This window comes from Flavobacterium tyrosinilyticum (assembly GCF_023656565.1).
GTDB lineage: Bacteria > Bacteroidota > Bacteroidia > Flavobacteriales > Flavobacteriaceae > Flavobacterium > Flavobacterium tyrosinilyticum.
In genome coordinates this window covers 660,869-673,467 of record NZ_JAMOKG010000001.1, presented here as the reverse complement: position 1 = coordinate 673,467, position 12,599 = coordinate 660,869, and the positions used below count along the sequence as shown (strand labels likewise).

13 protein-coding genes are annotated in these 12,599 nt (G+C 33.2%); 3 read left to right on the top strand and 10 right to left on the bottom strand.

The genetic code is table 11. The features are described 5' to 3' along the window. Positions 1-54: 54 nt before the first annotated feature. Complete coding sequence (locus tag NCC77_RS02930) at positions 55-942, top strand: cupin-like domain-containing protein (RefSeq protein WP_250834282.1); 888 nt, start codon at positions 55-57, stop codon at positions 940-942. An 87-nt stretch (positions 943-1,029) separates the two neighbouring features. On the opposite strand, the gene accD is transcribed toward NCC77_RS02930, so the two are convergent. From accD to tamL, 3 genes are all read right to left on the bottom strand, one after another. After that, entirely contained in the window at positions 1,030-1,884 is an 855-nt protein-coding gene (accD, locus tag NCC77_RS02925; protein WP_026728501.1) for an acetyl-CoA carboxylase, carboxyltransferase subunit beta, read from the bottom strand. Positions 1,885-1,991: 107 nt separating this feature from the next. Further along, entirely contained in the window at positions 1,992-3,059 is a 1,068-nt protein-coding gene (fbaA, locus tag NCC77_RS02920; RefSeq protein WP_035645669.1) for a class II fructose-bisphosphate aldolase, read from the bottom strand. A gap of 60 nt (positions 3,060-3,119) precedes the next feature. After that, a complete protein-coding gene (gene tamL / locus NCC77_RS02915) occupies positions 3,120-5,693 on the bottom strand; it encodes a translocation and assembly module lipoprotein TamL (protein ID WP_250834281.1) in 2,574 nt (857 codons plus the stop codon). Positions 5,694-5,730: 37 nt separating this feature from the next. Here tamL and NCC77_RS02910 point away from each other — a divergent pair, with 37 nt between their 5' ends. Beyond that, positions 5,731-6,459, top strand: a complete 729-nt coding sequence (locus tag NCC77_RS02910) for a TrmH family RNA methyltransferase (protein ID WP_250834280.1) — start codon at positions 5,731-5,733, stop codon at positions 6,457-6,459. 9 nt (positions 6,460-6,468) lie between these two features. On the opposite strand, the gene porT is transcribed toward NCC77_RS02910, so the two are convergent. The 4 genes from porT to NCC77_RS02890 all read right to left on the bottom strand — a co-directional run bounded on the left by porT (position 6,469) and on the right by NCC77_RS02890 (position 9,330). Further along, positions 6,469-7,179: a type IX secretion/gliding motility protein PorT/SprT gene (porT, locus tag NCC77_RS02905; protein ID WP_095928096.1), complete on the bottom strand. Its 711-nt coding sequence runs from the start codon at positions 7,177-7,179 to the stop codon at positions 6,469-6,471. Between the two features lies 1 nt (position 7,180). Continuing rightward, the gene (gene ubiE, locus NCC77_RS02900) at positions 7,181-7,912 is read right to left on the bottom strand and encodes a bifunctional demethylmenaquinone methyltransferase/2-methoxy-6-polyprenyl-1,4-benzoquinol methylase UbiE (protein WP_095928095.1); all 732 of its coding nucleotides are present in this window, start codon (positions 7,910-7,912) and stop codon (positions 7,181-7,183) included. Between the two features lie 579 nt (positions 7,913-8,491). Next, the gene (locus NCC77_RS02895) at positions 8,492-8,974 is read right to left on the bottom strand and encodes a dihydrofolate reductase (protein ID WP_095928094.1); all 483 of its coding nucleotides are present in this window, start codon (positions 8,972-8,974) and stop codon (positions 8,492-8,494) included. An 11-nt stretch (positions 8,975-8,985) separates the two neighbouring features. Next, positions 8,986-9,330: a 2TM domain-containing protein gene (locus tag NCC77_RS02890; protein WP_250834279.1), complete on the bottom strand. Its 345-nt coding sequence runs from the start codon at positions 9,328-9,330 to the stop codon at positions 8,986-8,988. A gap of 239 nt (positions 9,331-9,569) precedes the next feature. Between NCC77_RS02890 and NCC77_RS02885 the strand changes: the two genes are divergently transcribed. Then, complete coding sequence (locus tag NCC77_RS02885) at positions 9,570-9,866, top strand: isoamylase early set domain-containing protein (protein WP_095928206.1); 297 nt, start codon at positions 9,570-9,572, stop codon at positions 9,864-9,866. 38 nt (positions 9,867-9,904) lie between these two features. On the opposite strand, the gene NCC77_RS02880 is transcribed toward NCC77_RS02885, so the two are convergent. From NCC77_RS02880 to NCC77_RS02870, 3 genes are all read right to left on the bottom strand, one after another. After that, on the bottom strand, positions 9,905-10,756 hold the full coding sequence (locus NCC77_RS02880; protein WP_250834278.1) for a thymidylate synthase: 852 nt from the start codon (positions 10,754-10,756) through the stop codon (positions 9,905-9,907). Positions 10,757-10,831: 75 nt separating this feature from the next. Continuing rightward, on the bottom strand, positions 10,832-11,455 hold the full coding sequence (locus tag NCC77_RS02875; RefSeq protein WP_008466556.1) for a bifunctional nuclease family protein: 624 nt from the start codon (positions 11,453-11,455) through the stop codon (positions 10,832-10,834). Positions 11,456-11,620: 165 nt separating this feature from the next. Then, positions 11,621-12,589: an electron transfer flavoprotein subunit alpha/FixB family protein gene (locus NCC77_RS02870; RefSeq protein ID WP_198854648.1), complete on the bottom strand. Its 969-nt coding sequence runs from the start codon at positions 12,587-12,589 to the stop codon at positions 11,621-11,623. Between the last annotated feature and the right edge of the window lie 10 nt (positions 12,590-12,599).

Sequence of the window (12,599 nt, the reverse complement as noted above, 5' to 3'; positions counted from 1 at the left end):
TGAGTGGGAATAAATAGATACATTTGATAGGCAACAAATTAAAACACAAGATAAATGAGCTTTAATCTTAAATCTGTTGATACTGTTGAGTCGATTTCTAGGGAAGATTTTAAAAAGAATTACCTAGATAAAAGAAAACCTTTAATCATAAAGGGGCTTACAAAAGATTGGCCAGCAAGAGAAAAATGGTCAACAGAGTATTTCAAGCAGATTGCTGGAGATATAGAGGTTAAACTTGTAGATAATTCAAAGGCAGATCCAAAAAAAGTAATCAATGCTTCGATTGCGAGTATGAAATTTGGAGAATATTTGGATTTGATCAAACGCGAACCCACACAATTGCGTATTTTTTTCTTTAATCTTTTCAAACATAGACCAGAATTAATTGACGATGTAAAAGTTCCTAAAGAATTAATGGGAGGTTTTATAGAAAGTATGCCTGCGATGTTTTTTGGCGGTTCTAAGGCGATTACTTTTCTACATTATGATATCGATTTACCGCATCTTTTTCACACTCATTTCGGTGGAAGGAAGCATATTATCTTATTTGATAACAAATGGAAGAAAAGATTGTATTGTCTTCCAAATACGACTTATGCATTAGAAGATTATGATGTTGCTAATCCCGATTTTGAAAAATTCCCAGCTCTAAAAGGAGTAGAAGGTTATGAAGTTTTTTTAGAACATGGTGATACGTTATTCATGCCAACAGGAATGTGGCATTGGATGCGTTACATAGACGGTTCTTTTTCTCTAACACTTCGCGCATGGGATCAATCTGTTTCTCGTAAAATAGCCAGTGTTTGGAGCTTGTTTATGCATGGAGCCGTAGATAGCGGTATAAAAGTGATATTTAGAGAACGTTATGCTGTTTGGCGCGAAAAGCGAGCGTTTGTAATTGCTGAAAAACAATTAAAAAAGGATTTGAAAAAAGCGGGATGATCCAAGTGTTTTATCTAGGAAATAAAATATAAAAAAAATCCCATCTGCAGAAGCGAATGGGATTTATATGTTCTAGTAGTTTTAAAACTATCTAATATCATTATTTTGAATCAAATCGATATATAAGTTGATCTTATCTTTCAATTCTTTTCTAGGCGTGATAAAGTCTAAGAAACCGTGCTCTAATAAGAACTCAGCAGTTTGGAAACCTTCTGGTAAATCTTTTCCTGTAGTGTCACGTACAACACGCGGACCTGCAAAACCAATCAATGCGCCTGGCTCAGAGATGTTGATATCTCCTAACATAGCGTATGATGCTGTTGTTCCTCCAGTTGTTGGATCTGTACAAAGAGAAATATAAGGTAATTTAGCTTCAGCTAATTGAGCTAGTTTTACAGAAGTTTTTGCTAATTGCATTAAAGAATAAGCAGCTTCCATCATACGAGCTCCACCAGATTTAGAAATCATTACAAAAGGAAGTTTGTTTTTAATAGCGTGATCAATACCTCTTGCGATTTTTTCACCTACTACAGCCCCCATAGATCCACCGATGAATGCAAAATCCATACAACAGATTACAAGTTCTCTTCCTTTAGATTTTCCTACTCCCGTACGAACAGCGTCTTTTAAGTGAGTTTTTTCCATTACATCTTTCAAACGCTCTGCATATTTTTTTGTATCCACAAAATGCAAAGGATCTTTAGAAGTCATGTTTTTGTCTAACTCAACAAATTCGTTGTTGTCGAATAAAATTTCAAAATAGGTTGCGCTTCCAATTCGAACATGAAAATCATCTTCAGGGCTCACGAATAAATTTCTCGCTAATTCGTCAGCATCAATAATTTTTCCAGTAGGAGATTTGTACCACAATCCTTTCGGAACGTCCATCTTATCTTCTGTCGCGGTCGTAATCCCTTTTTCTTGTCTTTTAAACCAAGCCATTTTTTTAATTTTAGAATGTAGATTTTAGATTTTAGATTTTTAATCTGATTCAGAAATTAGATTTCAGGCTTTTAGAAGTCTGAAATCTAAAATCAGAAATCTAAAATTTAAAGCGTGTTTACGTTATTTAAATCTGCAAAAGCTTGTTCCAATCTTGCGTTGAAAGTTACTTCGCTTTCACGAACCCATCTTCTTGGATCGTAATATTTTTTGTTTGGAGCATCAGCACCTTCTGGGTTACCAATTTGTGATTTCAAATAGTCAAGGTTTTTAACCATATAATCACGGATTCCTTCAGTGTATGCAAACTGTAAATCTGTATCGATGTTCATTTTGATAACTCCGTAGCTAATTCCTTCTCTGATTTCTTCAAGTGTAGAACCTGAACCTCCGTGGAATACGAAATCAACTGGATTGTGTCCTGTGTTGAATTTGTTTTGTACGAAATCTTGAGAATTTTTTAAGATTTTTGGAGTTAATTTTACGTTTCCTGGTTTGTAAACACCGTGAACGTTTCCGAAAGCAGCGGCAATTGTAAATTTAGGGCTTACTTTAGATAATTCTTCGTAAGCGTAAGCTACTTCTTCTGGTTGAGTATATAGTTTTGAGCTGTCAACATCAGAGTTATCAACACCATCTTCTTCACCACCTGTAATACCAAGTTCGATTTCTAATGTCATACCCATTTTGCTCATTCTAGCTAAATATTCTTTACAGATCTCGATGTTTTCTTCGATTGGCTCCTCAGACAAATCGATCATGTGAGAACTGAATAATGGTTTTCCTGTTTCTGCAAAGTGTTTTTCAGAAGCATCTAATAAACCATCAATCCAAGGTAAAAGTTTTTTTGCACAGTGGTCAGTGTGTAAGATTACAGTTGCACCGTAAGCTTCTGCCAAAGTATGAATATGTTTTGCTCCCGCGATTCCTCCTGCGATTGCTGCTTTTTCACCTGCATTTGATAATCCTTTTCCAGCGTTGAATTGTGCTCCTCCGTTAGAAAATTGAATGATAACTGGCGCGTTTAGTTTTGCTGCAGTTTCAAGAACTCCGTTAATTGTGCTTGATCCAGTAACGTTTACTGCTGGAAGAGCAAAACCCTTCTCTTTAGCATAATTAAAGATCTCTTGTACTTGATCTCCTGTAGCTACTCCTGGTTTAATGTTATGTGCCATTGTAATTTTTTTTATAGTTGTTTTTAGTTTTTAGGTTGCAAAAATAAGAATTAATTAGCATTAGAACGGATAATTTATACCAAAATTTAAAACCGAGTGCCCAAAATTGTATTCTTTAAACCATCTATCTCCTTTGTCATGCGAGGGATTATAGGTCTTAAACCCTAAATCTAAACGAATAACAAAAAAGCTCAAATCGTATCTTAAACCAAATCCTGTACCCAAAGCAATTTCTTCTAAATCGTTTAAGTTGTCAAATTTTGCTTTAGGATCTACGACATTATCGAGCACATTCCAGATATTTCCGGCGTCTGCAAAGAGAGCTCCTTTCACATCTCCAAAAATTTTGAAGCGATATTCGATACTTGCCGCAATTTTCATATTTGCTTCATTAAAGTCATTTACAGCATTTGTACTTCCCGGTCCTAAAGCATAAGGTTGCCAAGCACGGTTGTCATTTGAACCTCCTGCATAATAACTTCGTGAAAACGGAATGTAATTTGAATTTCCAAACGGAACTGCAATTCCGAAGAAGCTTCTAACAGCCAAAACTTTTTCTTTTCCAAAGTCCCAGTGTTTGATGTAATCAAATTCAGTTTTAACATATTCTGAGTATTCTAGATTGAAAATCTCATAATTACCTCTTGAATTTTTTTGAAGGTTTCCAATTTCAGAGACTAAAGACAATAAAGTTCCCGCTGATTCTATTTTTGTTCTAAATTGATAGAAGTTGTTATCTGCTAAATCTTTTTTAGTTGTTTTAGTAAAAGAGAAACTTGTTGCCAGAATGAAATCATTTTCAGTTAAACGAACTCTTCTTTCTTCAATACTTTCAACTTCTTGGTATTGAGAGTCTGAAGGTGTTAGAGTAGTTTGGCCTGTTAATACGTCATTCGTAAATCCTGTAGTTCCTTTAGGTATGGTCAGATCTTTTCTTGCTTGTTCTTCTGTTGTTTCTCCCCAGTTGCCAGGGTTAACATTGTAGTCTTTTCCAATTCCATTCAAATCATCATAAGAAGAAGTGTAAACTCTAAAATAGTTGTCTGGATTTAAGTTGCGGACAAACTGTGCATTCAATAATTCCAGTTTCGCAGTATTATGGCGTTTTGGACTCCAGTTATACGAGATACCTCCTGTGAAGTTTTCTTTATCAAGACCAATATTTCTCTGTTTTGAAAAACCAGAAGATATTGAGGTATATGGAATCATGCTTTTCGGAATGATTTTTTCGGTTCCAAAGGGCAGTAAAATTCTCGGAAAATTCAATTTCATATCTAGACCATATTCCGAAACGTTAAAGAAGTTGTTGTTCGGATTGGCCATGTCTCTAGATGAACCAACATTCAAACGAGCTGAAATTTCAAGAGTTTCTGCTCGATTAAATACATTTCGAATCGTTTCAGAAATGCTGGCTCCAATTCCGAAATCCTGAATATTAGAGTGCGTTACGTCAAGAGTAGCTCCAAAACTGTATTTTTTTCTTGGAGTCAAATAAACATTAGCGATGAGAGATTGAGCTGTAGAATCTCTCTTATCTACTTCGTATTGAATAGAAGGATAGTTAAAAATCCTCAAATTGTTTAAAGAGCGAGAAGAAAGGGTGGTTCTAAAATCGGCAAAAGTGCTTCCTTTAGTAATGAAAATCGCGTCGGTAATAGCACGCGGTCTGTATTTTAATCCTTTGTAACTGTATAGATTAAAATTGTTGTATGTTACGCTATCTGTTGGTTTTTTCTTAGCATTAGTGGCAGAATAATCAGTGTAAATATTTACATCACTAATTTTGTATAGTTTAAAAGGCTCTGTACGGCTCGAATCTTTTTCCTGAATAGTATTGTTGTTAATAATTAAACTCACATCGGCTTTTGCTTTTTTGCCAATGGTATCAATGTCAAAAGTTACATAAGTAGGCTGAAAATAATAAGCTCCGTGATTTCTAAAGTAGGTTGTAATACGGTTTTTCTCTTCTTCAAAATCGGTAGTTTTATATTGATTTCCAGATTTTAATAAAGAAGGTTCATTGTTGGTTCTGTATAAAGAGTCTAGTGCAGGAGTCATTATTTTGGTTCTAATAGTGTCCAATTTATAAGCTGGTCCTGTAGTGATGTTATAATTAATTTCGGCTCTTTTTAATCCAATCGTGTCGATTGTATAATCGGTATGAACATTGAAAAAACCATTGTTAAAATAATAGTATTTTAAACGCAATAATGATTTTCTGGTTTTTGAAGTGTCAATTATTACAGGCGGTTCACCAGTGCTTTTTAAAAACTCATGAATTCCTTTGTAATAAAAAGATTGTCCAAGGCGGTCTACTTGTTTTGCAGAGAGTATTTTAGACATACGCTCATATTTTCCAGGATTATTTTTAAATTTTGCCTGATAAGTAGAATCTGGATTTAAATTGGCTAAATTGTATAAATTTAATCGAAGTTTGTAACCTAATAATTTACCATTTGGTTTTTGGTACATTTGGTTAGAAGCTGTTTCGTCATTTGTAGATTTTCCGTTAACTAAAATATTATTTTTTACAAGAAGGTTTTTTCCATCGGGAACTCTTTTTACGGCATTACAAGCGCAAATTAATATTGCAATTAGAAGAAATGCTATTATTTTTGTGGAATTATTTTTCAAGTGTTTTTTAATATTTAATTCAAAAGTACATTATTTTATGGTTAGTAAAAACCAAATAAAGCTTATCTCTAGTTTACATCAAAAAAAGCAGCGTCTTGCTAGTCAATTATTCTTTGCTGAAGGAGTAAAAGTAATTCAAGAATTGCTGCAATCCAATTTTGAATTAGAACATTTATACACCACATTGAATGATTTTGAAACGGTACAAGCTTCAAAACGAACTCTTATTAATGACCAAGAACTGAAAAAAATAAGTGCTTTGTCGACTCCGAATTCTTGTTTGGCAGTTTTTAAAATTCCAGCTCCCAAAAAGACAATCGATTCGGGCTTAATTTTAGCATTAGACGACATTAGAGATCCTGGAAATCTAGGAACTATTTTGCGTTTATGCGATTGGTTTGGTATTAAGCAGATTATTTGTTCTAAAGAAACGGTAGATATTTATAATCCGAAAGTGGTACAAGCTACAATGGGGTCAATTACCAGAGTAAATGTAAGCTATGTTGATTTAAAACTTTTTCTTGCTCAAACTAAACTGCCAGTTTTTGGAACTTTTATGGACGGAGAAAATATTTATCAATCCAAATTACCTCAGGATGGAATCATTATTATGGGTAATGAAGCCAATGGGATTTCAGAAGAAATTGAAAAAATAGTAACCAGTCGCCTAACAATTCCTAGATTTGGAGAGCTTCAAAAAACCGAAAGTTTAAATGTAGCTACTGCAACAGCAATTATTCTTAGTGAATTTAAACGAAATAGTTGATATTTTGTTTTAATGAAAAGTGAAATTTATTAAAATTGCTCTAGATTTCATCGAATCGATATTTCCAGTCCAAGGGCTGTCTGGAGTTTTATCTCTAATAAGTTCATCTGTGATTCCGAACATACCTCTAACAGAAGGAGAAAAAATAAAGTATTCGGTAAAAATGTCAATTCCTAAACCTAACTCGTAAGCAGCTGTCCATTGTTTTACTCTAAATTTTTGCTCAAAGTTATCATCTTGAGACTTCGCATTACTAGATAAATTTAAAGTTGTAGACATACCGCCAACCAAGTACGGACGTATATTTCCTGTGCGCAAGGCAGAAAATTTCAATAATAAAGGAAAGTGAATATAAGTACTATTTACTTCTCTTAAATAGTCGTTTTCTGTAGTTCCTACGCCAGGAAAAAACAAATCACGTTTAGTATAATACAAACCTGGTTCAAAACGAAGATTAATGTATTCCTGAAGTCTTAAATCGGCTACGACACCAACATTAAAACCAGTAGTTTTTTTTACTTGAATATCTTCCTGTACAGGAGTTTTGTAGTCAAATTTAAAGTCAAAACTATTAAAACCTAGATAATAGCCAAAATAGACACGCTGTTTTTGCCAGTTTTCAAGATTAATGATAGGGTCTTTGCTAAACATGTTTTTAGCAAATTGAGAATGTCCTTTTGTCGTTAAGACTAATAAAAATAAGATTACAACTTTTTTCATACTATTTTTTAGATGCAGAATAAATTGTTGCGACACCAAAAGTTTGGGGCATTGCCACAACATCTATAAACCCAGTTTTTCTCAAAATATTGTTTAAGGCTTCGCCATAAGGAAAAGCGGCAGCAGATTCAGACAAGTAGCCATAGGCATCATTATCTTTAGAGAATAATTTACCAATTAATGGAAGTATATTTTTGCTGTAAAAATTATAGCCTTGTTTATAAGGAAATTTATCTGGAACAGAAGTTTCTAATATTACAAATACCCCATTTGGTTTTAAGACTCTTAAGATTTCTGCAAAACCTTTTTCTAGGTTTTCAAAATTTCTCACACCGAAGCCAACCGTAATAGCGTCAAAGTAATTGTCCTCAAAAGGCATATTTTCAGAATCGCCTAAAACTAGTTCAATAATATTGGATAGATTTTTTTCTTCAACTTTCTTTTTACCAACTTCCAGCATTCCAGCAGAGATATCTAGGCCAATAATTTTTTCAGCATTAGTCTTTGCCATTAAAATGGCTAAGTCACCAGTACCTGTTGCGATATCCAGAATAACTTTTGGTTTTTTGTCTGAAACAATTTTTAATACTTTTTTGCGCCATTTGACGTCAATTCCAAATGAAATTACACGATTCAAATTATCGTAATTCCCAGAAATGGTGTCAAACATTTGGGTTACTTGCTCTTTTTTACCTAAGGTAGAGTCTTTATACGGAGTTACTTTTTCAGACATTTTTTTTATTTAGGCAAATATAAACAATCTAGTTTAACTGTAATTGAGTTTTTTAATTTGTCAAATAAATGTTTTGGAGTGTTTATTTTAAAACAGAATAAAATGGTATTTCTGCTATCCCTAAATCTAGGTATTTTGTCAAAATCCCTAAATCACGGTATTGTCTAATAGGCCTATTATGGCCAACTTTGTCAAAGTAAAAATGATTAAAGTTAATGATTGATAATGTCGCTATGACTTAAACAAATGGTTGCTTTTTTTGCGCTGGTAATTTCATTTGTTCATGAAAGAGTTTTGTAAGTATTGTTCTTTGGGGGGATATACTATATTAAGTGCAAAGTACGTTCTTAGGATTAAATTTGTTTTTGGAAATTTTAATTTTCTGCCTTTAATATCTTAGTGGTATTTGTTATTAAAGGCTTTTTGAGATTTAGGTCTCAAACAACATTAAATGTTATTCAGTTTTACAAATGTTTCTCAACATTTGTGATTTTTTTAAACAAAAATTTTTTCTTGAGCGAGTTAAGCTTCATGTCAATTATTTAAAAACATCCTCCGTAAAAAGAGGATGTTTTTTATTTATTTTCTAATGTAAGTTTCATAAGTGTAATCATAAAGATGTTTTTCATCTTTGTAATTTTCTTCAGATTCGACCAAAGTCCACTCACTTTTATTGATTTTAGGAAAAAAGGCATCTGCTTCAAAAGAATGATGAACCTTAGTTAATTCAATAATGTCGGTAAACGGAAGGGCTAAATTGTAAATTTCTCCACCACCTATAACATAGCTATCATCATTTTCAGGACATATTGCAATGGCTTTTTCAATACTATCTACTACGATGCATCCTTCTGGTTTGTAATTTTCTTGGCGAGAAATTACAACATGAACGCGATCAGGTAATGGTTTTGGGAAACTTTCAAAAGTTTTTCTTCCCATAATAATATGATGACCTGTAGTTAGTGATTTAAACCTTTTAAAGTCATTTGGCAAATGCCATACTAATTCGTTATTTTTTCCAAGCGCATTATTTTCGGCTGCAGCCGCTATCATTATAATCATGGTATGCCTAACTAAATTTTACTTTCATTTTCTTCGTTAATAGAAGATTCGAGCTGACTGATTCGTTTTTGCTGTAAAGCAACTAATCGATCAATTTGTTCTCTTTCCCATTTTTTATTCATAAAACGGTCAGTTATGTACACTTTTATAAAATGCAGAATAAAAAGGAAAAGCCAGATTGTAATTCCCCAAATACACCAGTTTTGGGTTGTACCCTCGCCAAAACCAAAAAATTTGTTCGCAATAAATAGAAATAAACTTCCTAGAAGGAAAAGAACAAAATGAAAATATAAGATTTTTTTTTGTCTTAACCGGCGTCTAGCGTATTCGTATTGTTCGTGTACTTCTTTTTCCATAAGATAAAAATGAGATTATAAAGTTAAAATTTATTTTCGAAAGTCCATATTTTGGATTAGGAATATTTGTTTTTAAAAATTATAAGAATTTGAAAAACAAAATTTTAACCACTTTAAATTACAGATATAGCGAAAATAATATGCAGTTTTTGGCATTATCATAAATCGGTTCTGAGGTTAGTTAGTGTTTCGTTGAATTTAAGTAATTTTAGATGTATAAATCTAAAAACGAAATAGTTATGTCTTTGAAAAAACAATTTATCAAAACGAAGCCGGTTGTTAAAGTTACATTTTCAATAGATGCCAAAGATGCTGATTCGGCAGCGGTGGTTGGAGATTTTAATAACTGGAATGCCTCAGAAGGAACTTTAAGCAAGTTAAAAAACGGAACGTTTAAAGCAACTTACGATTTGGTGAAAGATGCGATTTACGAATTTAAGTACGTAATCGACGGAAATTATGTTAATGATCCTGAAGCCGATTTTTACAAATGGAACGATTATGCCGGAAGTGAAAATGGAGTTTTAGTTGTATAAAAAAATCCGCTTAAATTTTTAAGCGGATTTTTTTATAATTATACAGCAACACTTCCTTTTATGGCAGGATGCGGATCGTAATCTACAAGTGTAAAATCATTATAATCAAAATCAAAAATGTTTTTAATCTCTGGATTTAAAATCATTTTTGGTAATGGTTTTGGTTCTCTAGAAAGTTGTAATTCCAATTGCTCAAAGTGATTGTTATAAATGTGTGCGTCACCAAAAGTATGAATAAATTCGCCTGCTTCTAAATCGCATACTTGTGCAATCATCATGGTTAGCAATGCATAAGAAGCAATGTTAAAAGGAACTCCTAAAAAGATATCGGCACTTCTCTGATACAATTGGCAAGATAATTTTCCTTTTGTTTCGCCTTTTTCAGGATCTGGGCTTGCTACATAAAACTGAAAAAAGGCATGGCATGGAGGTAATGCTGCTTTGTTATTGGCAACATTCTCTTCGAAAGACTTTTTAGTATCTGGCAAAACCGATGGGTTCCAAGCAGAAACCAACATTCTTCTGCTATTCGGATTTGTTTTTAATTCTTTTATTAATTCAGAAATCTGATCTATTTCCTCACTATTCCAATTACGCCATTGATGACCATAAACAGGTCCTAAATCGCCTTTAGAATCTGCCCATTCATCCCAGATTTTGACTCCGTTTTCTTGAAGGTATTTTACGTTTGTATCGCCTTTTAAAAACCAAAGCAATTCGTAAATGATGGATTTTAAATGCAGTTTTTTAGTTGTAACCATTGGGAAACCTTCACTTAAATCAAAACGCATTTGGTAACCGAAAACACTTTTTGTTCCAGTTCCAGTTCGGTCTCCTTTTTGATTGCCGTTTTCTAAAACGTGTTTTACTAAATCTAAGTATTGTTTCATGTTTTGTGTATTCGGTTATTCGTTTAACTGTTTAATCGATTTAACGAATAAACAAATCAACGATTAAACATATATTTATCTTCTAGAGATTTCGTCTCTAATTTTTGCTGCTTTTTCGTAATCTTCTTGAGAAACGGCTTGATCTAAAAGCTCATTTAATTCCTGTAAAGAATGTTTTGCGTAAACATCTCCAGATTGGTTGCTTTCCTCTTCGTGTCCGAAAGTTTCAGGATTTGAAAGAACATCATCTATTTCCTGAGCTCCAGAATCTGTTTCAGCAGTATTTGATTTTAGATAAATACCAGCTTTATCTAAAATGTTTTTATAAGTAAAAATAGGGGCATTAAAACGCAATGCCAAAGCAATAGCATCAGAAGTTCTTGCATCGATAATTTCTTCGATTTTGTCTCTTTCGCAAATTAAGCTAGAGTAGAAAACACCATCAACTAATTTGTGAATGATGACTTGCTTTACTACAATATCAAATCTTTCGGCAAAATTTTTGAATAAATCGTGAGTTAAAGGACGTGGAGGTTTTATTTCTTTTTCTAAAGCAATAGCGATTGACTGGGCTTCAAAAGCGCCAATAACAATGGGTAATTTTCTTTCGCCATCAACTTCATTCAAAATTAAGGCATAAGCGCCATTTTGAGTTTGACTGTATGAAATTCCTTTTATGGATAATTTTACTAGACTCATATATGTTTGTAAAAAAGGTACTTAGCACCTTATTTTAATGCTTTTTTGGTTTGAAAAATAAAGCTGCAATTTTAATCAAAAAATATGGAACAAAAAAGCTGCCTATAAACAAAGATACAACATCTTGTTTTTAGGCAGCAAAAAATTTAAAGAGAATTCTTTGTGTTAAGAATGCTGAGCTTTAAAAGCTTTTAATTTCTCTGTTAATTGTGGTACAATTTCAAAAGCATCTCCAACTACACCATAATCTGCCACTTTAAAGAAAGGTGCTTCAGGGTCGTTGTTGATTACTACTTTTACTTTAGAAGAGTTAATACCAGCAATGTGCTGAATAGCTCCAGAAATACCGATTGCAATATATAAGTTTGTTGCTACAGGTTTTCCTGTTTGTCCAACGTGCTCGCTATGAGGTCTCCACCCTAAATCTGAAACTGGTTTAGAACATGCGGTTGCAGCACCAAGTACGGCAGCTAGATCTTCTACTAATCCCCAGTTTTCTGGTCCTTTTAATCCACGTCCGCCAGAAACTACGATATCAGCGTCAGCGATAGAAACTTTTCCAGAAACTTTTTCTACAGATTCTACTTTTACACCAAAATCATTGTCTCCAATTGTTGGGTTAAAATCTTCTGCTGCAGCTGCTCCTGCGCTTTCAAAAAGTCCGTAAGAATTTTTAGCTAGACCAAGAACTTTTACATCTGTATCGATTTGTGTAATGTTGAAGGCTTTGTTTGAAAAAGCATTTCTTTTTACTTGAAATGGAGAAGTGCTAACTGGCAACCCAACTACATTTGAAGCAAAACCAGCATTTAAAGCTACCGCAACTAGAGGAGAAAGGTAAATACTGTCTGTTGTAGAAGAAAGTAAAACTACTTTTGTTCCTTCTTTTTCAGCAGCTTGTTTGATAACATCAGCATAAGCTTTTGCATTAAAACCAGCTAATTTATCATTGCTTACTTTTAGAACTTTATCAACTCCGTATTTGCCTAATTCGCTCACATCGCTAATGTTTACAGTCAAAGCCGTAACAGTTGTTCCTAATGATTCAGCTACTTTTTTAGCATAAGAAGCTAATTCGAAAGCAACTTTTTTAAATTTTCCTTCTGCAGATTCTGCATATATTAATATTGACATAACAATTTTA